A 24407-nucleotide genomic window follows, 5' to 3' on the forward strand; every position below is an offset into this window, starting at 1 on the left:
CCGCCAACCGCCGCCCCGCCGAGGCCCTTCATCCCCCGGGGCCGGCATTCGGTACTAGAATTGGTTGCACCATGACCCGTACCGAACAAGCCCAGCGCCACCGCGCTACAGATGCACCCAGCCGCGACGCCGCACCCCGGGAGTCGACAGAAACCCAGGCCGGGGAGGTGGTTGCCGAACCGATTCCGCTGGACACCCCGCGCGACGGGGTCCCCGAGGTCATCACCACACTTCCCGGGCTCAAGCGCGCAGCGCGCGCCATCGCCGCGGGCACCGGGCCCGTCTCCGTCGACGCCGAGCGCGCCTCCGGCTTCCGCTACGGCCAGCGCGCCTTCCTGGTCCAGCTGCGCCGCGAGGGATCCGGTTCCTGGCTCATCGACCCCGAGCCGTTCGAGGACCTCGACGAGATCCAGCAGGCCATCGGCGACGAGACCTGGATCCTGCACGCCGCCTCCCAGGACCTCCCCTGCCTGGCCGAGCTCGGCCTGGCCCCGGCCCGTCTCTTCGACACCGAACTCGCCGCACGCATCGCGGGGCTGCCGCGCGTGGGGCTTGGCCCGGCCGTGGAGGCGTTGCTCGGATTGCGCCTGGCCAAGGAGCACTCGGCCGCCGACTGGTCCACCCGCCCGCTGCCCGAACCCTGGCTGCGCTACGCCGCGCTCGACGTCGAGGTGCTTGACCAATTGCGCGAGGAGCTCGTCAAGATCCTGGAGACCGACGGCAAGCTCGAATACGCGGAGCAGGAGTTCGAGGCGGTGCGCACCGCACCGCCGGCGGCCCCGCGCACCGACCCATGGCGCCGCACCTCGGGGCTGCACCAGATCCGCGAACGCCGGACGCTGGCCGCGGTGAAATCCCTCTGGGAAGCCCGCGAGGCGCTGGCGCGCACCCGCGACGTCGCCCCCGGGCGCCTGATCCCGGACTCCGCGCTTGTCGCCGCGGCCAAGGCCATGCCCACCAGCGTCCCGGCGCTGCTGAAGACCCCGGGCTTCCACGGCCGCTCCGCCGCCAAGGACGCCCCGCGCTGGCTGCGCGCCCTGCAGGATGCCCGCAACACCCGCGAGCTGCCGCCGAACCAGGTCCCCTCCAACGCGCCGCCTCCGCCGCGCGTCTGGGCGGACAAGGACCCGGTGGCCGCCGCGCGCCTGCAGACCGCCAAGTCCCGGATCACCCGCACCTCCGAGGCCCTGAACATCCCGCTGGAGAACCTGCTGACCCCGGACTACCTGCGCCGGCTGTGCTGGACCCCGCCGGCGGAGATCGACCTCGACTCGGTGACCGACGCACTGCGCGAGCTCGGCGCCCGCCAGTGGCAGATCGACCTGCTGGCCCCGGTGATCACCGTGGCACTGCTGGACCCGGACAAACTGGCAGCGCGCTAAAAGCCACGCCGGTGTGCCGCACCCCCCCTCCCCGCCGCGGGAGGCGGAGTGCGGCGCACCGGTTTTTCGTGCCACTTGCACTCTAAGTTACCGACCAGTAGCGTATGGGGTGGATCACATTCCACCCAGCAATCGCAAGGAGCACCGGTGAGCCCACAGTCAGTGAACACGCGCCAGGCCACACGCCAGGTCCGCGACGTCGTCTTCGTCGACGGCGTCCGCACCCCCTTCGGCAAGGCCGGGGACAAGGGCATCTACCACGGCACCCGCGCCGACGACCTGATCGTCAAGTGCATCAGGGACCTCATGCGCCGCAACCCCTCGCTGCCGGCCGAACGCATCGACGAGGTGGCCATCGCCGCCACCACCCAGACCGGGGACCAGGGCCTGACCATCGGCCGCACCGCCGCGCTGCTGGCCGGCCTGCCGCAGTCCGTCCCGGGCTTCGCCATCGACCGCATGTGCGCCGGCGCCATGACCGCCGTGACCTCCACCGCCGGGTCCATCGCCTTCGGCGCCTACGACGTCGTCATCGCCGGCGGCGTCGAGCACATGGGCAACCACCCCATGGGCGCCGGAGCCGACCCCAACCCGCGTTTCCTTTCCGAACGCATCGTGGACCCCGCCGCACTGAACATGGGCAACACCGCGGAGAACCTGCACGACCGCTTCCCGGCCATCACCAAGGAGCGCGCCGACGCCTACGCCGTCGCCTCCCAGGAGAAGCTCGCCGCGGCATACCGCGCCGGGCAGATCCAGCCGGACCTGGTGCCCGTCGCGGCCCGCCGCCCCGAGGAGGGCTGGGCGCTGCACACCGCCGACGAGCCCCCGCGCCCGGGCACCACGCTGGACTCGCTGGCCGGGCTGCGCACCCCCTTCCGCGCGCACGGCCGCGTCACCGCCGGCAACGCCGCGGGCCTGAACGACGGCGCCACGGCGGCGATCCTGGCCAGCGCCGAGGCCGCCGAGGAACTCGGCCTGCCCGTGAAGATGCGCCTTGTCTCCTACGCCTTCGCCGGCGTCGAACCCCAGGTCATGGGCATCGGCCCGGTCCCGTCCACCGAGAAGGCGCTGGCCCAGGCGGGCCTGGGCATCGAGGACATCGGGCTCTTCGAGATCAACGAGGCCTTCGCCGTCCAGGTGCTCTCCTTCCTTGACCACTTCGGTATCGACCAGGACGACCCGCGCGTGAACCGCTACGGCGGCGCCATCGCCGTGGGGCACCCGCTGGCCTCCTCCGGGGTGCGGCTGATGACGCAGCTGGCCCGCCAGTTCGCCGAAGACCCCTCCGTCCGCTACGGGCTGACCACCATGTGCATCGGGCTGGGCATGGGCGGCACCGTCGTCTGGGAAAACCCGAACCACGCCGACTTTGGAAAGGACGCCTAGCCATGAGCCAGGGAACCATCGAGAACTTCACCGACCTCGCCGCGGCGGTCCCGCACGAGATCACCACGCACTCGCTCGTCACCGACGTGGTCCTGCCCGGCGGCAAGCGCCTGGCGCTGCTGACCCTGGACAACGGCCTCGACCACACCAAGCCGACGACGTTGGGCCCCAACACGCTGATCGAGCTGCACGGCGTGCTCACCGCCCAGAAGGCGCGCGCCGCCGCCGGGGAGATCGACGCCCTGGCAGTGACGGGCAAGCCGTACTTCCTGGTTGCCGGCGCCGACCTCTCCGGGGTCAAGCACCTCTCCTCCCCGGAGCACGGCGCCGCCATGGCAACGCTGGGCCACGCCGCCTACGACCTGCTCGCGGACTTCGGCGTGCCGACCTTCGCGTTCATCAACGGCGTCGCGCTGGGCGGCGGCCTGGAGATCGCGCTGGCCTGCACCTACCGGACGGTGTCCTCAGGCGCCAACGGCATCGGCCTGCCTGAGGCATTCATCGGCCTTGTCCCGGGCTGGGGCGGGGTCTACCGGCTGCCGCGGCTCACCGGCCCGGAGGCCGCGATGACGGTGATGATCGAAAACCCGCTGAACAACAACCGCTCGCTCAACGGCACGGCCGCGGCCAAGCTCGGCATCGCCGACGCGCTCTTCGGGCCCGCCGACTTCCTGGAGCAGTCCCTGCTCTGGGCCGAGGGAGTGCTGGAGGGCACCCTGGAGGTCGAGCGCCCGAACGCCGTGGATCCCGCAACGGATCCGGCGGTCGCGGCCCGCTGGGCGGCCGCCGCGGCCAAGGCCCGCGCCTTCGTCGAGGCGAAGACCGCCAACGCCGCCCCCGCGCCGGCGAAGGTGATCGAGGTCTTCGAGGCCGGCGCCACCATCAGCCAGGCGGAGTCCGCCCGGTTGGAGATCGCGGCACTCACCGAGCTCATGCAGACCAACGCCTTCCACAACACCGTCTACTCGTTCCTGGACCTGGTGCAGAAGCGGTCCAAGCGACCGGCCGGCGCGCCGGATGCCAAGCTCGCGCGGCCCGTGTCCAAGGTGGGCGTCGTCGGCGCCGGGCTCATGGCCGGCCAGCTGGCACTGCTCTTCGCCAAGAACCTCAAGGTGCCGGTGGTCATCACCGACATCGACGAACAGCGCGTGGCCAAGGGACTTGCCTACATCCACGGCGAGGTCGACAAGCAGCTGGCCAAGGGGCGCATCTCCCCCGATGCCGCGAACCGCACCAAGGCCCTGGTCACCGGTTCCGCCAGCAAGGAAGCCTTCGGCGACGCGGACTTCGTGATCGAGGCGGTCTTCGAGGAACTCGCCGTCAAGAAGCAGGTCTTCGCCGAGGTTGAGGCCGTGGTCTCCCCCGAGTGCATCCTTGCCACCAACACCTCCTCCCTCTCGGTCACCGAGATGGGCCGGGACCTGGCGCACCCCGAACGGCTTGTCGGGTTCCACTTCTTCAACCCCGTGGCCCAGATGCCGCTGTTGGAGATCGTGCGCACCGAGCACACCAACGACACCGCCCTGGCCACCGCGTTCGCGCTGGGCAAGGCGCTTCGCAAGACCAGCGTGCTGGTCAAGGACGAGGCGGCCTTCGTCGTCAACCGCATCCTGCTGCGCCTGATGGGCGAGGTCTCCAACGCCTTCGACGACGGCACAGACGCAACCGTCGCCGACACCGCGCTGCGCCCCATGGGGCTGCCGATGACACCGTTCACGCTGCTGGCCATGGTCGGCATCCCGGTGGCCCAGCACGTCTCGGGCTCCCTGAATGCCGCATTCGGCGAGCGCTACCGCGTTTCGGGCAACCTGCAGGTGCTGATCGAGCACGGCATCAAGTCCCTGTGGGTCCCGACCCCCGAGGGCGGGCAGGAGATCCCCGAATCGACGTTGGGGCTGCTGTCCTTCGGGTCGAGCCCGAGCACTGCCGGGGAGCTGCTGGTCCGCACGCAGGACGCGCTGGCGCAGGAGATCGGCTTGATGCTTGCCGAAGGCGTCGTCGCGGGTCCCGAGGACATCGACCTGTGCATGATCATGGGCGCGGGCTGGCCCATGCACTTGGGCGGCATCACGCCGTACCTCGACCAGGTCGGGGCCTCCGAACGCGTCAACGGGAAGAAGTTCCACGGCAAGTAGGCGCGCGGGAAGTCTTCGAAAGTGTCTGTCAGGTGGCCCGGGAGCACATGCTTCCGGGCCACCTGTCGCCTGCGGTGTGTGGGACCGCAGGATTCTCCCTGCTTCATCCATCGACCTTGCGGGGTTTCTAGGCAACACTGTGCTTATGAAACAGAACATTGCTTTGTCACCCACCCGCAGGGTTGTTCTCGGCACCTCGTTGGCGGCAGGAGCCGCGGCAACGCTTGCGGCGTGCGGGGGCGGCAAGTCCGGCGATACGGTCCCCTCCCCCAGCGGCACCGCATACGAGGCAACCGACCTGTCGCAGCTACCCGTCCAGGGCACTACCTCGGTGACGGTCAACGGGCACAACTACCTGCTCTACCGCCCCGACGAGAAAACCGTGCTGGCCTACACCTCCGTCTGCACACACCAGGGGTGCAAGGTGGGGACGGGCGACAGCAAGAACTTCATCTGCCCCTGCCACGGTTCGGAGTACTCGAAGCTTGACGGCTCGGTCACCCAGGGGCCCGCGCCGAAGGCGCTGACCAGGTACGCTGCGGTCATCGAGGGCGAGAAGGTCAAAATCTACCTGTAGCCGGGCTGGGCTTCGACCCGTGGAATGATGGAAGCATGAGTTCCCTTTCTCCACAGACCCGTCGTGCCTTTGTTGGATCCACCGTGGCCGCCGGTGCCGCAGTCGCCCTCGCGGCCTGCGGCGACGGTTCCTCGGCCGCGCCGAACAACGTCCCCTCGGCCCCGCCCGAGCCCGTCGGCGAGGGCACCGTCGTGGCCACGCTTGCCGAACTGTCCGTCGGCACGCGCCTCTCGGTGACGGCCCAGCGGACCGGCCCCGACGGGAAGACCAAGGACGCGGGTTTCCTGCTCTTCCGTCCCAACGAGAAGACCGTACTGGCGTATACCGCCATTTGCACGCACCAGGGGTGTGCGGTGACCACCAAGGCCCCCAAGGGCGAGGACTTCTACTGCCCCTGCCATGGTTCCTACTTCCAGCCCTCTGACGGCAAGGCAATTGCGGGCCCGGCGCGCGGCGCCCTGGAACGCATCGCCGCGTCGATCAAGGGCCAGGACGTACTGATCTTCGTTTAGGCTGGCTGCCGAGGCCGCGCGCTTGCGGCCATCAGTGGCTTTCGCCGGCAAGAAACCCGCCCACGATCGACTCCATGATTTCCAGGATCCGGTCGGGGCGGGTTTCGTTTGGTCCCTGCCGCCGCAGGATGCCCGAGCTCAGAGTTTCCGCCACCGGGGATTCCGGCGGCCAACCAACGGGAACCCGCAGGAACCAATCGAATCCGGGTGGCCGGGGAGGAATTCCCGCTGCGGCGAGGTACCCGTTGATCGCTTCTTCCACATCGGCCCGGTCATCCGCGCTGAATGGCTCCCGCCGGGAACACTCGGCCTTCGACACAACCATCGTTACCCGCACGCTCCTGCCTTCGTCGGATCCGGGGAAGCGGCGCAGGTTTGCCGCGCCCGCGACCCAGCACATCATGGCAAACCAGCCGTTTTCCGGCAACAACTCCCAGCCAGGCTCCGGCGCGTGGACCGGCACGTGATTCCACATGGCCACAACCGTAGCCGCCCGGGCTCCCGGCTGCCACCGCGACGACCAGCGGGCGGCGGCAGGGGTTTGACGCGGGAGCAACCGTGGCGTTGGAGACTGCAGCACGGGCCGGGTTCACAGCACAGGCGGCCCACGCCCTGGATCCGAGACCCGGCTAGCTTTCGGCGAGCCGACGTGTTTCCTCGGCGATCTTGATGACGCGGTCGATCACGGTGCGCGTGCTTACCCTGGTTCTCGCCTCCGGCCTTGTGAGGATGTCGATATGGCGGCCGAGGACGAGGTCCTCGATGGGGCGCAGCACGACCTGGTCGCGGAAGTATGGAATCAGCCCGGTGTAGCGAGGCAACAGCCCCACGCTGCGGGTCTCGGCAATGATGGCCGCCACCATGTTGAACTCATTGACTCGATGCGTGATCTGGATCGGGGTTCCGGCGCTTGCGAATAGCGCCTGGACGATCAGTGGTTCGAGAGCGAACCCCTCGTGTGCCGCCACCCAGGTTTCGTCCGCCAGGTCGGCCAGGCGTACCCGCTTCCGTTGTGCCAGGGGGTGTTCACGATGGATTGCCACGTCGATCGGCTCCTGCAACACCGGAGTAACGTGCACCCTGCGCGCGGGCCAGCGCTCCGAAGCCAGCGGTCGGTGGGCAATCACGACGTCGTGCTCACTGACCAGGTCGACGAATCCACTGACCGACACGTCCTCGTCCCGGCAGCGCACCGACGGCCCGTCGGGGTCGTCGAGGCTGCTCGCGATGAGTGTCGGGAACCATGCAAGGCCGGCGCTGTGGAAGGCGGTGACCGAAACCGGTTCCCGACGCGCCTGAAGGTACTCCGTGACTGAGTTCTCCGCGCGGGCAAGGGATTCCAGCACTTCGCCACCGGCATCGGCGAGTCGTTCCCCCGCCGGGGTGAGCACCAGCACCCGGCCCCGCTGTTCGGTGAGTGGTATGGGCAGTCCACGCTGCAAAGCGGCAAGTTGCTGGGACACTGCGGAGGGCGACAGGTGCAGGGCCTGTGCCACAGCGGTGACCGATCCACGATCCCTCAGCTCGCGCAGGGTCCGAAGGTGGTGAATTTCCATGAAGCACAGCTTACAAGATATTGAAGACACTGCCCGTTGTTCTGAATGATTAATGCTACCTACAGTAAAAGCATGCCTTTCACCTCGATTTCCGCTCGCCGGTTCCTGCCCGATCTGCTGCTCATGATCATCGCCATCCTTTGGGGCGGCAGTTACCTGGCAACGCAGGACCTGGCGGCCGCATCATCCGCCGCCGCGGTGATGTGCGCCCGGTTCGTACCCGCAGCCTTGATCCTGGTGTGCGTCAATTTCGCTCGGCCCGGGGTCAGGCTCCGCGATGCGGCGTTTCCGGGAATCCTGCTTGGATCCCTCCGCGCGGCGACAATCGCACTGGAAACGATCGGCGTCACGCTCACGAGCGCCACGAATGCGGGGCTGATCATTGCCCTCTCCATTCTTTTCACACCGATACTCGAATCCGCGCTCACTAAACGGCGGATGCCCCCATCCTTGATCGCCAGCATCCTGCTTGCCCTCGCCGGCATCGCCCTGCTCGTGGGCGGGCAGGATTTCGCCGGGTTCAACCTCGGCGACGGACTGATGCTTGTCGCGGCGGCAACACGGGCCCTCCTCGGTGTCGCCGAGGCGCGGTTTACCGTCGGCAGAAGCACCGACGTGCTGGGACTGACAACCGTCGAGATCCTGTTCGGCGCTGCCATCTTCGCCGCATGGGGTGGAAGTTCGCTGCTGGAGCACATTCCCGGCTTCACCATGGCAAACTGGCTCGCCATTGCCTACCTGTGCCTCGGCTGCACGATCTTCGCGTTTCTCGGGCAGCTCTGGGCAACGAAACACACCTCGGCCTCGCGCGCGGGAATGTTGCTTGGCACGGAACCCGGGTGGGCCCTCCTGGTGGGCGTCCTTCTAGGCGGGGACCGCATCGGGACCCTCGGCTATGTGGGAGCCGCGGTGCTTCTGGTCGCGACCTGGTGGGGCGCACGCGCGGAACAGCGCTGGCGCGGAAACGGCCCGGGCACCCGGAACACCGCGGTGCCCGCGGAGAAGATCCCGGCCGCCGGCTGAATCCGCTCTTCACGGGGCCCGGGGCCGGCGTGAGAGCCGCCGTCAGTCCGGGCCCGGGGCGTCGGGACCCATCCGGTGCACGCGGTGGGCGGTGGCTGCCATGAACCGTTCGTCGTGGCTTGCCAGCAGCACGGCACCCCCGCGGGCCAGCACGGACCCGATGGCAGCCTGCAACAGGGCCATCCCTCGGGCATCAAGTGCCTCGGTGGGTTCGTCGAGCAACAGGACCGACGGCTCGCGTGCTAGCACCGTGGCCAAGGCCACCAGCCGTCGGGCGGAGGCCGGCAACTCGTAGGGATGCGTCTCCGCCTCGTCTGCCAGGCCGAGGGCGGCAAGCACCTCCGGGATCCGGGCGGCCCGGGGACCGCGCCGGGGAAGACCGAAGGCGACCTCGCGGAGGACCGTGCGCTCGAACAGCTGGTCGGCGGGATTCTGCAGCAGCAGCCCCACGGAACCGTCCGAGGCGGCACGTCCTGCGACCCTCCCGGAGGAAGGCCGGAGCAATCCGGCGGCGGCCTTGAGCACCGTGGTCTTGCCGGCACCGTTCGGCCCGGCGAGCGCGATGCACTCCCCTGCCCTGACTTCCAGGTCCAGGCCGTCGAGCACGGGCGTGGCGGTGCCGGGGTAGGCGATCCGCACCCCGTCGAACCGGAGCAGGAGTGGCGCATCCGGGGCCGGCTGCCGGTGGTGCGGTATCGCAGCGGGCACCGGCCCCGCCACCGGGGTCCCGCCCCACGCATGACCCGGTCCCGGCCCCAGGCTCACCACCTCGTCGGCGTCGGCCGCAAACCGGTCCATGAAGCGGGTCAGCAGCACCACCGCGGTGCCGTCGGCGCGCAGTTGCCCCACCAGGGCGCAGACTCGGGCCGCTGCCGCGTCATCCAGCCCGGCCAGCGGTTCGTCGAGTACCAGCACGGGTGCCTCGCCCAGGGCCAGGGCCGCCAGCGCCACGAGGCGCTCCTGCCCGCCGGAGAGTTTTCCCGGGTCGCGGTCCAGCAATGCGTGCAGGCCAAGCCTGTCCGCGAGGGCGGCGATCCGCCCGCGCATCCGTTCCCGCGGTACCCCTGCGTTCTCCAGGCCCAGGGCCAGCTCTTCCTCCACGGTCTCGCGCACCCCGGAGAGGTAGTGGCGGGCGTCCTGGGGCAGCATGCCCACCTGGCGGGCCCACCCCACAGGGTCGATGCGCACGTGGCTGCAGGCTTCGTGGCGGACCTCCCGCCCCGCCAGCCCCAGTGTCGCTTCCAGCTCGTCTCCCTCGTGGCGCGGCAGCATCCCTGCCAGCACGGCGCCGAGCGTCGACTTCCCGGAGCCCGAGTCGCCCACGATGGCCGTCAGCGACCCCGGCGCCAGGGAGATGTCGATCCCCGCGAGCGAGTCGCGCGGTGCCCCGTGGTAGCGGAACCTGCAGATCCCCGCTTCGAGCACCACGGTGCCCCGCGCGCTCATGCCAGTCCCGCCCAGGAGGGAGCCAGCACGGCCAGCGGTCCCAGGACGGCGCAGGCCAGGGCCGCCCGGCGCAGCCGCCGCTGGGGCGTGGAGTCCGGCACCGAACGCAGCCTGGTGTGCGGCCCGGCGGCGGGGAAGCCGCGCGCCGCCAGGTGTGCCGAGCGGTCCACGGAATCCTGCAGGGAAGAGAGCACCAGCGGCACGGCGCGCAGTGTGGCGCGCCGCCACCACCCGCGGACCCCGGTGCCGGCGGCCGCCCCGCGCAGGGCCTGCGCCTCGCCGATGACCCGCTGCCGGGCCGCCATCCGGGGCAGCAGGGACAGCGTGGCGGCCAGCAGGTACCCCAGTTGGGGCGGAGCGGGCGAAAGGTCGACTGCCGCGACGAGGTCGTGGCGGTCGATGAGCACGGTGCACAGCAGCCCCGCGACCACCAGCACCGCGGTGCGCAGGCCCAGGGCTCCCGCTGTCTCGAGGCCCCCGGCGGTGACCCGCAGCGGACCTGCCTCCATGAGCACCCGGGCGCCGGAGGTGTCGACCATGGCGTGGATCAGCAGCTGGGATCCCCAGGCGGGCAGCAGGATGGCCGCCGCCAGGCCGGCCAGCCGGCGGGCGCGTCGGGCCCGGGCCGCCAGCAGGAGGCATCCGAGCAGCACCCCGCAGCTGAGCCACCAGCGTCCCGCGGCGACAGTCGTTGACGTGACGGCCGCAGCGAGCGCCAGCACGGTGAAGGGGTGCAACGTGGAGCAGGGGTGCAGCGCCCCGGCGCGGGAACCTCGCACCGGTGTCAGCGGTTGCCGCGGCTGCCGAGCACGCGGTGGCGGCGCACGAAGGCGAAGCTTGCGCTCAGGCGCCCGGGCAGCGCGTGGACAAGCAGGGCCGCCAGCAGGAAGACGATCGCCTTGTCTCCGGGATCGGAGATCAGCGCCTGCTTGGTCACCGCGGAGAGCAGCGAGTCGCCCATGGAGCGGAACGCCGCGACCACCGCGCCGGTCCCGACCCCGGAGGTGCCGCCGAAGACGAACGCGGCCACCGGTGCGGAGACGACACCCACCAGCACGCCGGCGGCAAGGCCGGCCACCGGTGCCAGGTAGGGTCGGCGGACCGCGCCGAAGCGGGCGGCCGTGCCGGCCAGGAAGCCCACCAGCGCGGCGCCGGCAGCGAAGGGCAGCACCGTCGGGTTGAACAGCGACCAGATGAGCGTGCCGAGCACGCCGGTGGCGGCCCCGGCACGGCGTCCGGCCAGGAAGCCGACCAGCACCGTGCCCAGCGAGTCCAGGTACAGCGGCACCATCACGGAGCCGACGAACTGGCCCAGCACGATGTTCAGGCCCAACGCCACCGGGATCAGGGTGAGCGTGGAGACGGGCAGCTCCGGCAGCACCGCGGCCAGCAGCAGCACGGCGGCGGCCAGGTAGGCCGTGAAGGTTGCCAGGGCCACGGTGGCGCCGAGCCCGTCGGTGAGGCCGGCGGGCTGCGTCAGCACCAGCGCGGCGTAGGTGCCGGCCAGCAGGAGCGCCCCGGAGGCGGCCAGCAGGCGGTTGTGCAGCGGGGTTCCGGCGGCGCGCTCGGGCAGGGTCAGGTTCTGTGACATGGTCAGTGAATCCTCGGGTGCGGGGCACCGCCGAGAAGGCCGGTGGCGCCGGTAGGCGTATTCCAGGGCCTATGTCACCTCGGCCGGGGGTGTGGACCTATGTCACCTCGGTCCGGTCAACGATTCTAGCCCAGGGTCCGGGCCAGGGCGCCCAAGCGGTCGACGAGCTCCTTGAACCCTGCCTCGGGGTCGTTCCGGGAAACGACGTGCGCGTTGGCGGGCTTGCCCCAGAGCGAGCGGAAGTCCGCCACGGTGGTTCCGAAGAGCAGCGGGGATTCGGTTTCCACCTCGATCGTCGCCGGGCGGGTGCGGTGGTCCAGGGTTCCGGCGGCGATCCCTGCGGCGAAGAAGTCGTGCACGTGGGCGATGTAGCCCTGGTCGTATTGGCGGTGGAACTCGAAGTAGAACCGCAACGCGTCGGAGAGGTAGCGCACCAGCGGGTTCGACGCCGTGCTGCGCAGCCCTTCCGGGTCCTCTGCCCGGACGTGCTCGGGTTCGGCGCAGCCGGCCGCCGCGGCAAGGTCGGTGAGCAGCCCCGGCTGCATCTCGAAGCGCTCGGTGGTGTCAAGGGAGCAGACGATCGGCAGCTTGGAGTCCTCGAGCCCCGCCTCGGCGGCTGCCGTGTAGGCGGCATAGACCTCAGCGGCCGCGTGCGGGTCCACGTGGGTGTTCCACTCGGCGGTCGGGGTGGTGTTGCCCTGGTGGTAGAAGGCCCCTCCCATGATGACGACCTTCCCCAGCAGCCAAGGCAGCCGCGGTTCGCGGCGCAGCGCCAGCGCGAAGTTCGTCAGTGGTGCGGTCAGCAGCGCCGTCAGCTCGCCCGGGTTGGCGCGGGCGGCCTCGATCCAGTGGTCGATGGCGTCCAGCTCCCCCGCCGGGGACTGTGCCGGGGCCGGCAGCGTGGCGTAGCCTACCCCCTGCGGACCGTGGGTTTCCGGGGTGGTGACAAGCGGGACGCGCAGCGGCTCCCGCGCCCCGATGAGCACGGGGACCTGCGGCTGCCCGCACAGCTCCAGCAGCGCCCTGTTGTTTGCTGCAACCTGGTCTGCGTCGACATTGCCCGGCGTGGCGGTGATGGCCACGATCTCAACGTGCGGGCAGGCGGCCAGGTAGGCCAGTGCGAGGGCGTCGTCGATTCCCGTGTCGTTGTCCAGCAGGATCCTGGTGCGTGGCATGTCCATGGCTAGAAGAGGGCCACCTTCGGGACCCGCGGGAAGATCGCGTCGAGCTCCTCAAGGTCCCCGGCGTCGGGGATCCAGCTCGCCGCCGCAGCGTTTTGCCGCACCTGCTCGGGCGTGGTGGCCCCGGCGATGACGCTGGCAACGGCCGGCTGAGCGGCAAGCCAGGAGAAGGCGACCTGGAGCTCGGTGAGGCCGCGTTCGCGGGCAAAGTCGGAGAAGCTGCGCAGCTGCCCGAAGTCCACGGTGTGCATCAGGTGCTGTCGGGCGTGGGTCAGGCGGGAACCTTCCGGGGCGGTGCCGTCGGAGTACTTGCCGGTCAGCAGCCCGTTGGCCAGCGGGAAGTAGGGCAGCAGGCCCAGCGAGTACGCCTCGGCCGCTGGCGCGACCTCGAGCTCGGCGCGCCGGTCCAGCAGGTTGTAGTGGTTCTGAGCGGAGATGAAGCGCTCGCCGCCCTGGATCCGGGCGGTGAACTCGGCCTCGGCGATCTGCCAGCCGGTGCGGTTGGAGTGACCGATGTAGCGCACCTTGCCGGCACGCACGAGGTCGTCGAGGGCCGAGAGGGTCTCGGCCACGGGCGTGTGCGGGTCCGGTGTGTGGAACTGGTAGAGGTCGATGTAGTCGGTGCCCAGGCGGCGCAGCGACGCCTCGACGGCCTTGGTGATGTAGGAGCGTGAACCCCGGGCGCCGAAGTCGTTGCCGTTGGCCCCCTGCATATCCATACCGAATTTGGTTCCGACCACGACCTCGTCCCGGCGCTTTCCCAGCGCCTTGCCGAGCATCGTTTCGGAAAGCCCGGGTTCCATTCCATAGATGTCGGCGACGTCGAAGAATGTGATTCCGGACTCAATTGCGGCCCCGATGACGGCGTCGGTTCCGGCCTGCGTCGACGTCGGCGTCCCGGCCCGCCCGAGGTTGTTGCACCCCAAACCGACCGCCGAAACCGCCAGGCCGGAATTGCCCAAACGCCGAAACTCCACAGTGCTCATAAGGATTCACTCTCTCAAATATTTATGCATTACCTGCCGCTTGCGCGGACGTCGCCGGGAAGCCTCGGTGAACGCGGCCCCCGGAAAATTCAAACACGGCCCGCACCGCGCGGCACAGTGTGTCGCCCTAACGTCGTCCCGGGTTCCCATCAAACGCCTACAGACCCTATAGGATGGGGAACATGTCTAAAGTCCTCACCTCCCTGCCCGTTGGCGAACGCGTAGGTATCGCGTTCTCCGGCGGCCTCGATACGTCCGTTGCCGTTGCCTGGATGCGTGAAAAGGGTGCCATTCCCTACACGTACACCGGCGACCTTGGCCAGTACGATGAACCGAATATTGATGCAGTCCCGGGCCGTGCCCTGGAGTACGGCGCCGAGGCCGCACGCCTCGTCGACTGCAAGCCGGCACTGGTTGAAGAGGGCTTCGTGGCCCTGGCCTGTGGCGCCTTCCACATCCGTTCCGGCGGAAAGTCCTACTTCAACACCACCCCGCTGGGCCGCGCCGTCACCGGCACCCTGCTGGTTCGCGCCATGCGCGAAGACGGTGTCGATGTATGGGGCGACGGCTCCACCTACAAGGGCAACGACATCGAGCGCTTCTACCGCTACGGCCTGCTCTCGAACCCCAAGCTCCGCATCTACAAGCCGTGGCTGGACCCGGCCTTCGTCGCCGAGCTCGGCGGCCGCCAGGAAATGAGCGAATGGCTCGTCGAGCGCAACTTCCCGTACCGCGACTCGGCAGAGAAGGCCTACTCCACCGATGCCAACATCTGGGGCGCAACCCACGAGGCAAAGACCCTCGAGCTGCTGAACACCTCGCTGGAGTCCGTCGAACCGATCATGGGCGTGCGCTACTGGGACGAGTCGGTCGAGGTCAAGACCGAAGACGTGTCGATCACCTTCGAGGCCGGCCGCCCGGTCGCGATCAACGGCGTCGAGTTCCCGAACTCCGTGGCCCTTGTCGACGAAGCCAACAAGATCGGCGGCCGCCACGGCCTGGGCATGAGCGACCAGATCGAGAACCGCATCATCGAGGCCAAGTCCCGCGGCATCTACGAGGCACCGGCCATGGCGCTGCTGCACATCGCCTACGAGCGCCTGCTCAACGCGATCCACAACGAAGACACCGTGGCCAACTACCACGCCGAAGGCCGCCGCCTGGGCCGCCTGATGTACGAAGGCCGCTGGCTGGACCCGCAGGCCCTGATGCTGCGCGAATCGCTGCAGCGCTGGGTCGGCTCCGCCGTCACCGGCACCGTCATCGTTCGCCTGCGCCGCGGCGACGACTACACGGTGCTGGACACCGTGGGCCCGAACCTGAGCTACCACCCGGACAAGCTGTCCATGGAACGCGTCGGCGACTCGGCCTTCGGACCGCTGGACCGCATCGGCCAGCTGACCATGCGCAACCTGGACATCGCCGATTCCCGTGCGCGTCTGGAGCAGTACGGCACCCAGGGCCTGCTGGGCAGCAAGACCGTCGAGCTCGTCGGCAAGCTCGAGGCCGGCGGGGCTTCCGCCATCGTCGACGCCGAGGCCGCAGGGGTCGACGAGTTGGCACAGGACCGTTCGCTTGAGCGCGCGGCCTTCGATGCCGGCACCGACTAGCCACTAGTCCGCCTGGCCTTGCGCCGGGGCGCCAGGGGGCGTTGTCCTTCACCCGGATCCGATCCGGGTGAAGGACAACGCCCCTTCGCATGACCCGTGTTTCACGCGCCTCGCCGCCGACGCACATCCACCGGGAGCCCGCGCTTTTCCCACCCCGTTCTGACATGATGGCCTGCATGAGCAACAGCCACGGCGATGCGGACCGGCGCCTCGGCATCGCGCCGGATGTCCAGACCATTCCCACGCATGTCTGGAACTATGCCCAGGACCAGGGCGAACTGGCCGACGCCGCCCGTGATATCAGGCGCTACCTGGAGGAGCTTGCCGAGCTCGGCAGCATCCCCATCTACGCAATCGAGTCGCGTGCCAAGAGCCTTGCCTCCTACCAGAAGAAAGCCAACAAGAAGGGTACCAACGGGGACCCGAAATACTCCGACCCGGCGTCCCAGATCACCGACTGCGTCGCCGCGCGGGTCATCGTCTTCACCACACGTGCCCGGCACGACCTGGCGGAACTCATCGAATCCCACGCCAACGTTGTCGAGCGCCAGAATCCCGGGTACACCAAGCACAACGGCTACGACAGCGAGCACCTCGTCGTTTCCAGCCTCAGGAACAGCGAGGCACTGGCCAGGCACGTCGCCCTCGGGCGCTACTTCGCGAAGTACCCCGGGCTCGAAATCCAGATCCGGAGCGTTGCCGGCCATGCGTGGGCGGAGTACGAGCACGACATCCGCTACAAGTCCGGCGCCTACCAGGAGCTCTCCGCGGACGGAAAATCCCAGATCGACCAGTGGTTCGTCGAGGCCGGGGGCATGCGACGGGTCATGGACGAGCTGTTCGGCCTGATCGAGGACCGGCTGACCGCTGTGGAAGCCGATGCCTTGGGGAGTCCCGGGCCGGGCGGCCGGGTCGACGACTCCGAGGAGGGTTTCGCCGAGGACCCGACCCCGCGGCACCTGGATGCCGAAATGCTCGGCGACTTCATCACCAGGCGCTTTCCCGACCAGAAGCGGGGCGACCCGGCCGCGATCAGCCAGCTCCTGGACCACCTCCACGCCCTGAACGTATCGACGGTTGCCAAGCTGAATGCGGAACTTGCCAACGTCGAGGCCGGGCACGTTGCCTGGCTTATGGACTACCCCGGGGAAACCAGCGGCGTGCGCCGTCTCGACGACGAGCTGCTCGCCGTGTTCACCGACCAGTACGTCACTGCGGCCGAAAGCGAAGAGCGCAAGCAGTTCCTCAGGCTCAGGCTCAGGCGCGTCCGGGGAAAGTTCGCCATCTATTCCGTCGGGGAGGGAGCCGATCCCTCTCGAAGGCTTGTCACGGCGGCCAAGGCGGTGCGGGAAACCGCCAGGCTCGTCGCCAACATCCGGGGGCGTGGGGCCGTGGTGATGGACGGGGCCGTGGCGCTCGGTCGTGGCGACCTGATGCCTTCCACCAATGCCGTCATGGTGAAAACCGGCGACGGGCCGATCCACGTGGCAACGAACCTCACCAGAAGCTGGGCCGAGACGGTGATGTGCGAGCTCGTGGGCAGGACGCCGGGATCCTCGCTGCGCGTCTTCCGCTCCGGGGACCTGCTTGTCGAATCGCCCCCTGGCACCGGCTCCGAAACCGGCACGGAGTCCCCGGGTGGGCGCAACTGACGCGGCCCCGGGGGCACCGCTCCCCCGGGGCTGGGCATCCCGGGGCGTCCGGGAAGCACAGTGCCCGGCAACGAATCGTCGTTGCCGGGCACTGTGCATTGCGGCGTTGCGGCCGCCGGGCCTGTACGCGCTGGGCTATGCCAGCGAGAAGGTTCCCTTGGCCGGCAGCGGGTGCGCCTGCTTCAGGTTCTCCAGCCCGTCGAACGGCGCCGTGGCGATGGAGAGCTTCGTGTAGTCGAGTTTCGCCTCGCGCAGGCAGGTCTTGATGGCCGAGACGGCGCGCTTGGGCTCCGGGGACAGGATGCGGATGTTCAGCTTGCGCGGCGCGTAGTCCGAGGACTCCACGGTGCCCAGGCCGCGCCAGGCCAGGTGGCCGGTCAGGGCTTCCTTGGCCGTGGATTCGAGGTACTTGTCACGGTCCGTACCGTCGACCGACTTCAGCGCGTACTGCACGATGACCCAGTGCTGCTCCTCGTCGGTGAGCGGCGCGTAGCCGTCCTCGGCGCACTGTTCGGTGAAGGCGTCGAGCAGCCCCTCCGCGACCTTCTCGGTGACGTCCTTGGCGGTCTCGGTCTTGGACTGGTGGCCGACGGTGCCGTGGTTGACGACGAACTGGCCCAGTTCCTCGCCCTCGTACTGCGAGTACCAGGCTTCGCGGAAGGTCAGGGTGCCGTCTTCGTCGCGGCGGTACGTGCGGACAATTGCCATGTGGTGGTGCTCCTTTAGCGGGTGGTGGCGCCGGAGTGCGCGGCTCGGCCGCGGGCAAACCATGCGTTCGTGGTGTCGTCGAAGGGCGCGTGGGCGGTTCCGACAAGGTTCAGTAGTGATGCTGCTTCGTGCTCGATGGCCTCGGCGAGCTCGCGCGGGTAGCCCATCTGTGCGCGGTGCTCGGCGAACTCGTCCCGGTCGTCCACGAAAACCCCGCGTTCCCGGGAATCCACGACGTCGAGGTCCATGTCCACGGAGTTCACTTCCCAGCCCCCGCGCGGCAGCTCGCGCCAGCCGATGTTGCAGGAGAGGTCGAGGTAGGTGCGCAGGTCCTCCACCTCCGGGGCGTCGTAGAAGGTGCCGACCCAGTAGCCGGTGTGCGGCACCAGGCACACGGCGTCGGTGTCCGCCCAGTGCCCGTGGCCGGGGCGCGAGACCAGCGAACCGGCGGGCTGGTAGATCCAGTGGCCGTGGGCGTCGCTGCCCAGGTAGTAGCCGGGGACCACCCAGTGGGGCTGCCCGTCGTACTTCCAGGCGCGGGCCACCACGATGTCGCCGGCGGCGGCATGCGCCGGGGCGCGGGGAAGGTCTGCGGGGATCGCCGCTGCGGGCCTCATACCTGCGGGATCTGCCCGGTGGGCAGCTCCTGGCCCGGCAGCGGCCGGGCGAAGGGCACCTTGGTGCCCAGCACCTGGGCCAGGGTGTCGTTGGCGATCTGCGCGGCGGTGAGGCCTACGCGTTCCATGACCTCGCCGCGGGTGCCGTGGGCCAGGAACTCGGTGGGCAGGCCCACCTCGTTCAGCGCCGTGTCGACACCGGCGGCACGCATCTCCTGGCGGATCCGCGAACCCACGCCGCCGGCACGCACGCCGTCCTCGACGCAGACGACGATCCGGTGGCGGGCGGCCAGCCCGATGATGGAGCGTGGCACGGGCAGCACCCAGCGCGGGTCCACGACCGTGACGCTGACGCCCTGGGCATTCAGCCGGCCCGCAACATCCAGGCAGAGTTCGCTCATGGCGCCGACCGAGACGACCAGCACGTCGCGTTCCTCGCCGGCACCGAGCTTGGCCAGCACGTCGACTCCGTCGTGCAGGCGTTCCAGCGCAACGATTTCCGGTCCGACCTCGCCCTTGGAGAACCGGACGACGGTCGGCGCGTCCTTGATGGCCACGGCCTCGCGCAGCTCCTCGCGCAGGCGCACCGCGTCGCGCGGGGCCGCAAGGTGCATGCCCGGGATGATCTGCATCAGGGCCATGTCCCACATGCCGTGGTGGCTCGGCCCGTCCGGGCCCGTCACCCCGGCGCGGTCGAGGACGACCGTGACGCCGGCCTTGTGCAGTGCAACGTCCATGAGCAGCTGGTCGAAGGCGCGGTTCAGGAACGTCGCGTAGATGCACACCACCGGGTGCAGGCCGCCGAAGGCCAGGCCCGCTGCGGAGGTCATGGCGTGCTGCTCGGCGATTCCGACATCCAGCACGCGGTCCGGGTGGCGTTCGGACATGGCCTTGAGGCCCACCGGCTGCAGCATCGCGCCGGTGATCGCCACGATGTCCCGGCGCTCGTCAGCGATGTCCGCGATTTCCTCGCCGAAGACCGAGGTCCAGGACTTGGCCGAGGCCTTGGAGACCGGTTCGCCGGTCTCCGGGTCGATGACGCCCACGGCGTGGAACTGGTCGGCCTCGTCGGCGCGGGCCGGCGCGTAGCCGCGGCCCTTTTCGGTCAGCACGTGGACGATGACGGGGCCGGCGAAGTGCTTGGCCTGTTGCAAGGCCTCCTCGACCGCGGCCTGGTTGTGCCCGTCGATGGGGCCCAGGTACTTCATGCCGAGGTCCTCGAACAGGCCCTGCGGGGCCCACCAGTCCTTGACGCCCTTCTTGGTGGCGTGCAGCGACTTGTAGGCGAACTGGCCCACGGCGCCGGAATCCTTCAGGCGGTCCTTGAGCTTGTCCATGGTGTGCTCGTAGGCCGGCAGCGTGCGGAACTTGTCGAGCTGGCGGCGCAGGCCCGCGAGCTGGTCGGCAAGACCGCCGATGGTCGGGGCGTAGGAGCGGCCGTTGTCGTTGACGACGATGACCACCCGGCGGTCCTTGTCGGCGGCGATGTTGTTCACTGCCTCCCAGGCCATGCCGCCGGTCAGCGCGCCGTCGCCGACCAGGGCCACGACGTAGCGGTCGGATTCGCCGGTGAGCTTGCGGGCGCGCGAGATCCCGTCTGCCCAGGACAGGGAGGAGGAGGCGTGCGAGGATTCAACGACGTCGTGGACCGATTCGGCACGCTCGGGGTAGCCGGAGAGGCCGCCCTGCTGGCGCAACGTGGAGAAGTCCTGGCGGCCCGTGACGAGCTTGTGCACGTAGGACTGGTGGCCGGTGTCGAAGATGACGGAATCACGGGGGGAATCGAAGACCCTGTGGATGCCCAGCGTGAGTTCGACGACCCCGAGGTTGGGACCCAGGTGCCCGCCGGTGCGTGCCACGTTGTCGATGAGGAACGTCCGGATCTCCCCGGCCAGCTGGTGCATGTCGGCCATGCTCAAACCCTGCAGGTCGCTCGGCTCGTTGATGGCCTGAAGCAGTGACACGGAGGCTGTCCTTTCGATGTGGCAAATACCCACTCAATCCTACCGCCCCCGGTTTGCCGGCGGGGCACCTCGCGGCGCACGCCACAGTGGCGTGCGGTACCGCGGCGGTCCGGCTGCGTAAGATCGAGGGGCACCGAAGTCCGCATTCCCGATCCGATCCAGAGGCTGGCAAACCGCATGAACTCCCCCGAAAGCTCCCCCGAAAACACACCGGCGCCGAGCGTCCTCTTTGTCTGCAACACCAACGGCGGCAAGTCGCAGATGGCCGCAGCCCTGCTGCGCCAGATCGCGGGAGGGTCCGTGCACGTGGAGTCCGCAGGACTGGTTCCGGCGCACCACATCAACGAGGCAGCTGCGGATGCCATAGCGGCGGTCGGGGCCGACATGCGCACCGAAGTTCCCTCGGAGCTGACCGAGCAGCGCCTGCGGGCCGCGGACCGCGTGGTCATCGTCGGGGAGGCGAAGGTCCCCGAGCTGGAGGGCGTCTCGATGGAACGCTGGGTACCGGAGGCTGCTCCGGGGAACCTGTCCACCGAGCGCGAGCGGCTGGAGTTCCTGCGCGAGGACCTCGCGGCGCGCGTCGCGACCTTGAACGGGGAACTCGGCGCTTCCGGAAGCTGAACCTCCCCGCTCCGCTTAATGTGGCTACGGGCGCCAGCGGATCCCGCCGTCCGCGCAGGCCTCGGTCCCGGCGGCCGGGCCGCCGAGGCAGGCCGCGTCGATGATCATCCGCGTTCCCACCGGCTCCGGAAGCACCACCGTCAGCGGAACGGGCTTGTTGCCCTGGCATCCGTAGGCACCCGCCGCCAGCGGTTCGACATGGGTGCTGAGCAGGATCCTGTCGTCGTGGAACCGCGCCTGCGGGGCCAGGACCTTTCCGGTGACCCCGCTCGAGCACTCGAGCCGAGTCACCTCGAGCTGCAGCGTCGTGGATTGGGGGGTGAGCGCATCGCGGTCATGCAGTTTCCAGGTCCCTATGCCGGGTTCCGTTTCGCCCACCGCGGCGCACCCTCCGAGCAGGAGCACCGCGCAGGCCAGCAGGCCGGACACCCGTGGATTAGCGGGGCTGACTGGGTACATGGTTCCCTCCCTGGATGCCGGCCCGGACCGCCGTCGTTTCCCACCATTGTGCACCGCCGGCATCGAACACGCCACGGCCGCGCAGCTGCGGCACCGGGCGGGAAGGTGGAAGGCGGGCGGGATACGGCAAGGGCCGGCCGGTCCCGGGAATTCCCGGGGCCGGCCGGCCCTTGCGTGCGTTGAACTGCGCTAACTGGTTAGTTGGCGGAGATCTGGCGCAGGACGTACTGCAGGATGCCACCGTTGCGGTAGTAGTCTGCCTCGCCCGGGGTGTCGATGCGCAGAACGGCATCGAAGGAGACGGTCTTGCCGTCTTCCGCCACGGCGGTGACCTTCAGGGTCTTGGGGGTGGTGCCGTTGTTGAGTTCGGTCACTCCCTCGACGGAGAAGGTCTCGGTGCCGGTCAGGCCCAGGGTGTCGGCGTTCTCGCCGGCCGGGAACTGCAGCGGAAGAACGCCCATGCCGATGAGGTTCGAGCGGTGGATGCGCTCGAAGGACTCGGTGATGACGGCCTTGACGCCCAGCAGTGCGGTGCCCTTGGCTGCCCAGTCGCGCGAGGAGCCCGAACCGTATTCCTTGCCGCCCAGGACGACCAGCGGGGTGCCGGCTTCCTTGTAGTTCTGCGCCGCATCGTAGACGTAGGCCTGCGGTGCGCCTTCCTGGGTGAAGTCGCGGGTGAATCCACCCTCGACGCCGTCCAGGATCTGGTTGCGGATGCGGATGTTCGCGAAGGTGCCGCGGATCATGACTTCGTGGTTGCCACGGCGCGAGCCGTAGGAGTTGAAGTCCTTGCGGTCCACGCCGTTGGCCAGCAGGTACTGGCCGGCCGGGGTGTCCGACTTGAACGAGCCGGCCGGGGAGATGTGGTCGGTGGTGACCGAATCGCCCAGCTTCAGCAGCACGCGTGCGCCGGAGATGTCCTCAACCGGTGCCGGGGTTGCCGTCATGCCCTCGAAGTACGGTGGCTTGCGAACGTAGGTCGACTCCTCGGCCCACTCGAAGGTGTTGCCGGCCGGGGTGTCGAGCGCCTTCCAGCGATCGTCGCCGTCGAAGACGCCTTCGTAGCCCTTGGCGAACATTCCCTCGTCGATCGACGAGTCGATGGTTGCCTGGACCTCGGTCGGGGTCGGCCAGATGTCCTTGAGGAACACCTCGTTGCCTGCTTCGTCGGTGCCCAGGGAATCGGTTTCGAAGTCGAAGTCCATGGTGCCGGCCAGTGCGTAGGCGATGACCAATGGCGGGGAAGCCAGGTAGTTCATCTTCACGTCCGGGTTGATGCGGCCTTCGAAGTTGCGGTTGCCGGAGAGGACTGCGGTTGCGGCGAGGTCGTTGGCCTGGATGGCCTCGGAGATCTCGGCATCCAGCGGGCCGGAGTTGCCGATGCAGGTGGCGCAGCCGTAGCCCACGACGAAGAAGCCGAGCTTCTCCAGGTACGGCATGAGGCCGGACTTTTCGTAGTACTCGGTGACGACCTTCGAGCCCGGGGCGACCGAGGTCTTGACCCATGGCTTGGCGGTGAGGCCCTTTTCAACGGCCTTGCGCGCCAGCAGTGCAGCGGCAAGCATGACCGAAGGGTTGGACGTGTTGGTGCACGAGGTGATCGAGGCGATGGAGACCAGGCCGTGGTCGATCGAGAACGCGGTGCCGTCGGCCTTGGTGACCTCGACGGAGGTCGACGGGCGGCCGATGTTCAGTTCGTCGGCTGCGCCGGCGGCGTAGTTGTGGATGTCCTTGCGGAACTGTTCCTTGGCGCTGGAGAGCTCGATGCGGTCCTGCGGACGCTTCGGGCCGGCGATGGAGGGAACAACCGTGGACAGGTCCAGTTCCAGGAACTCCGAGAAACGGATTTCGCGGTCGGCGTCGTGCCACATGCCCTGTTCCTTGGCGTAGGCCTCCACGAGGGCCACGTTCTCGGCCGAGCGGCCGGTCAGGCGCAGGTAGTCCAGGGTGACGTCGTCGATCGGGAACATGGCCGCGGTGGAACCGAATTCCGGGGACATGTTGCCGATGGTGGCGCGGTTGGCCAGCGGAACCTGGGCAACGCCCTGGCCGTAGAACTCGACGAACTTGCCGACGACACCGTGCTTGCGCAGCATGTCGGTGATGGTCAGCACGACGTCGGTCGCGGTGGCGCCGGCCGGGATCGAGCCGTTGAGCTTGAAGCCGACAACGCGCGGGATCAGCATGGACACCGGCTGGCCGAGCATTGCTGCCTCGGCCTCGATGCCGCCAACGCCCCAGCCCAGCACGCCCATGCCGTTGACCATGGTGGTGTGGGAGTCGGTGCCCACGCAGGTGTCCGGGTAGGCGCGGAGCACGCCGTTGACCTCGCGGGTCATCACGGTGCGGGCCAGGAACTCGATGTTCACCTGGTGCACGATGCCGGTTCCCGGGGGGACGACCTTGAAGTCGTCGAACGCGGTCTGGCCCCAGCGCAGGAACTGGTAACGCTCCCCGTTGCGCTGGTACTCGATCTCCATGTTGCGCTCGAGCGCACCGGCGTTGCCGGCGACGTCGATCTGCACGGAGTGGTCGATGACCATTTCGGCCGGTGCCAGCGGGTTGACGCGGGTCGGGTCGCCGCCGAGTTCCTTCACGGCTTCGCGCATCGTGGCAAGGTCAACGATGCACGGAACACCGGTGAAGTCCTGCATGATGACGCGGGCCGGGGTGAACTGGATCTCGGTGTTCGGCTGCGCCGAAGCATCCCACTGGCCCAGGGCCTTGACGTGGTCCGCGGTGATGTTCGCACCGTCCTCGGTGCGAAGCAGGTTCTCCAAAAGAACCTTGAGGCTGTACGGAAGGCTTTGCGCGCCTTCTACTGCGTTCAGCCGGAAAATTTCGTATTCGTTGCCATCGACGTCCAGTACGCCTTTGGCCCCAAAGCTGTCCACATTGCTCATTGGGACTCCTCTCGCCAGATTCTCATCTTCGTTGCACGCGTGCACCCGATTCCAGTTAGGAAGCCCTAACTGAGATTGTTGTGCGTTGGTTCGCG

At 68.9% G+C, this 24407-nt stretch carries 21 protein-coding genes; 9 read left to right on the top strand and 12 right to left on the bottom strand.

The features are described from left to right. The first annotated feature begins 71 nt into the window (after positions 1-71). From ACSYDW_RS02115 to ACSYDW_RS02135, 5 genes are all read left to right on the top strand, one after another. Positions 72-1382 (top strand): HRDC domain-containing protein, encoded by a 1311-nt coding sequence (locus ACSYDW_RS02115; protein ID WP_438337041.1) that lies wholly within the window; start codon positions 72-74, stop codon positions 1380-1382. 147 nt (positions 1383-1529) lie between these two features. Beyond that, positions 1530-2771, top strand: a complete 1242-nt coding sequence (locus ACSYDW_RS02120; protein ID WP_438337042.1) for a thiolase family protein — start codon at positions 1530-1532, stop codon at positions 2769-2771. A gap of 2 nt (positions 2772-2773) precedes the next feature. Beyond that, positions 2774-4906, top strand: coding sequence for a 3-hydroxyacyl-CoA dehydrogenase NAD-binding domain-containing protein (locus tag ACSYDW_RS02125; RefSeq protein WP_438337043.1), 2133 nt, complete (start codon positions 2774-2776; stop codon positions 4904-4906). A 145-nt stretch (positions 4907-5051) separates the two neighbouring features. Beyond that, a complete protein-coding gene (locus ACSYDW_RS02130) occupies positions 5052-5483 on the top strand; it encodes a QcrA and Rieske domain-containing protein (protein ID WP_438337044.1) in 432 nt (143 codons plus the stop codon). Between the two features lie 35 nt (positions 5484-5518). After that, a complete protein-coding gene (locus ACSYDW_RS02135; RefSeq protein WP_438337045.1) occupies positions 5519-5995 on the top strand; it encodes a Rieske (2Fe-2S) protein in 477 nt (158 codons plus the stop codon). 31 nt (positions 5996-6026) lie between these two features. On the opposite strand, the gene ACSYDW_RS02140 is transcribed toward ACSYDW_RS02135, so the two are convergent. Together ACSYDW_RS02140 and ACSYDW_RS02145 are read right to left on the bottom strand one after the other, a co-directional pair. Next, positions 6027-6470 (bottom strand): DUF5956 family protein, encoded by a 444-nt coding sequence (locus ACSYDW_RS02140; protein ID WP_438337046.1) that lies wholly within the window; start codon positions 6468-6470, stop codon positions 6027-6029. A 154-nt stretch (positions 6471-6624) separates the two neighbouring features. Next, positions 6625-7551 (bottom strand): LysR family transcriptional regulator, encoded by a 927-nt coding sequence (locus tag ACSYDW_RS02145; protein ID WP_438337047.1) that lies wholly within the window; start codon positions 7549-7551, stop codon positions 6625-6627. 72 nt (positions 7552-7623) lie between these two features. Here ACSYDW_RS02145 and ACSYDW_RS02150 point away from each other — a divergent pair, with 72 nt between their 5' ends. Further along, the gene (locus ACSYDW_RS02150; RefSeq protein ID WP_438337048.1) at positions 7624-8574 is read left to right on the top strand and encodes a DMT family transporter; all 951 of its coding nucleotides are present in this window, start codon (positions 7624-7626) and stop codon (positions 8572-8574) included. A 42-nt stretch (positions 8575-8616) separates the two neighbouring features. Here ACSYDW_RS02150 and ACSYDW_RS02155 read toward each other — a convergent pair whose 3' ends face one another. From ACSYDW_RS02155 to ACSYDW_RS02175, 5 genes are all read right to left on the bottom strand, one after another. Continuing rightward, on the bottom strand, positions 8617-10020 hold the full coding sequence (locus ACSYDW_RS02155; RefSeq protein WP_438337049.1) for an ABC transporter ATP-binding protein: 1404 nt from the start codon (positions 10018-10020) through the stop codon (positions 8617-8619). Next, complete coding sequence (locus ACSYDW_RS02160) at positions 10017-10799, bottom strand: energy-coupling factor transporter transmembrane component T (protein WP_438337050.1); 783 nt, start codon at positions 10797-10799, stop codon at positions 10017-10019. Before ACSYDW_RS02160 ends, ACSYDW_RS02155 begins: the two co-directional genes overlap by 4 nt. 5 nt (positions 10800-10804) lie before the next feature. Further along, positions 10805-11611, bottom strand: a complete 807-nt coding sequence (locus ACSYDW_RS02165) for an ECF transporter S component (protein WP_438337051.1) — start codon at positions 11609-11611, stop codon at positions 10805-10807. Between the two features lie 125 nt (positions 11612-11736). After that, positions 11737-12792 (bottom strand): nucleoside hydrolase, encoded by a 1056-nt coding sequence (locus ACSYDW_RS02170; protein ID WP_438337052.1) that lies wholly within the window; start codon positions 12790-12792, stop codon positions 11737-11739. Between the two features lie 2 nt (positions 12793-12794). Next, entirely contained in the window at positions 12795-13778 is a 984-nt protein-coding gene (locus tag ACSYDW_RS02175; RefSeq protein WP_438337053.1) for an aldo/keto reductase, read from the bottom strand. A 182-nt stretch (positions 13779-13960) separates the two neighbouring features. Here ACSYDW_RS02175 and argG point away from each other — a divergent pair, with 182 nt between their 5' ends. Continuing rightward, on the top strand, positions 13961-15388 hold the full coding sequence (argG, locus tag ACSYDW_RS02180; RefSeq protein ID WP_438337054.1) for an argininosuccinate synthase: 1428 nt from the start codon (positions 13961-13963) through the stop codon (positions 15386-15388). A 176-nt stretch (positions 15389-15564) separates the two neighbouring features. Next, positions 15565-17040 carry a GTP pyrophosphokinase gene (locus ACSYDW_RS02185; RefSeq protein ID WP_438337055.1) on the top strand — a complete coding sequence of 492 codons (1476 nt, stop codon included), beginning with the start codon at positions 15565-15567 and terminating at the stop codon, positions 17038-17040. 135 nt (positions 17041-17175) lie between these two features. Here ACSYDW_RS02185 and ACSYDW_RS02190 read toward each other — a convergent pair whose 3' ends face one another. From ACSYDW_RS02190 to dxs, 3 genes are read right to left on the bottom strand one after another with little or no spacing between them, the layout of a single operon-like run. Beyond that, the gene (locus ACSYDW_RS02190) at positions 17176-17748 is read right to left on the bottom strand and encodes a hypothetical protein (RefSeq protein WP_438337056.1); all 573 of its coding nucleotides are present in this window, start codon (positions 17746-17748) and stop codon (positions 17176-17178) included. A 14-nt stretch (positions 17749-17762) separates the two neighbouring features. Further along, positions 17763-18365, bottom strand: a complete 603-nt coding sequence (locus ACSYDW_RS02195; RefSeq protein WP_438337057.1) for a DUF402 domain-containing protein — start codon at positions 18363-18365, stop codon at positions 17763-17765. Further along, positions 18362-20329: a 1-deoxy-D-xylulose-5-phosphate synthase gene (dxs, locus tag ACSYDW_RS02200; RefSeq protein ID WP_438337058.1), complete on the bottom strand. Its 1968-nt coding sequence runs from the start codon at positions 20327-20329 to the stop codon at positions 18362-18364. The genes ACSYDW_RS02195 and dxs overlap by 4 nt, the downstream gene beginning before the upstream one ends. A 177-nt stretch (positions 20330-20506) precedes the next feature. Between dxs and ACSYDW_RS02205 the strand changes: the two genes are divergently transcribed. Further along, complete coding sequence (locus ACSYDW_RS02205) at positions 20507-20950, top strand: arsenate-mycothiol transferase ArsC (protein ID WP_438337059.1); 444 nt, start codon at positions 20507-20509, stop codon at positions 20948-20950. A gap of 24 nt (positions 20951-20974) precedes the next feature. Here the strand turns inward: ACSYDW_RS02205 and ACSYDW_RS02210 are convergent, their stop codons facing one another. Together ACSYDW_RS02210 and acnA are read right to left on the bottom strand one after the other, a co-directional pair. After that, positions 20975-21409, bottom strand: coding sequence for a hypothetical protein (locus ACSYDW_RS02210; protein ID WP_438337060.1), 435 nt, complete (start codon positions 21407-21409; stop codon positions 20975-20977). A 197-nt stretch (positions 21410-21606) separates the two neighbouring features. Next, the gene (gene acnA, locus ACSYDW_RS02215) at positions 21607-24312 is read right to left on the bottom strand and encodes an aconitate hydratase AcnA (RefSeq protein ID WP_438337061.1); all 2706 of its coding nucleotides are present in this window, start codon (positions 24310-24312) and stop codon (positions 21607-21609) included. Positions 24313-24407 lie beyond the last annotated feature (95 nt).

Source organism: Paeniglutamicibacter selenitireducens (assembly GCF_051550675.1).
Classification (GTDB): domain Bacteria; phylum Actinomycetota; class Actinomycetes; order Actinomycetales; family Micrococcaceae; genus Paeniglutamicibacter.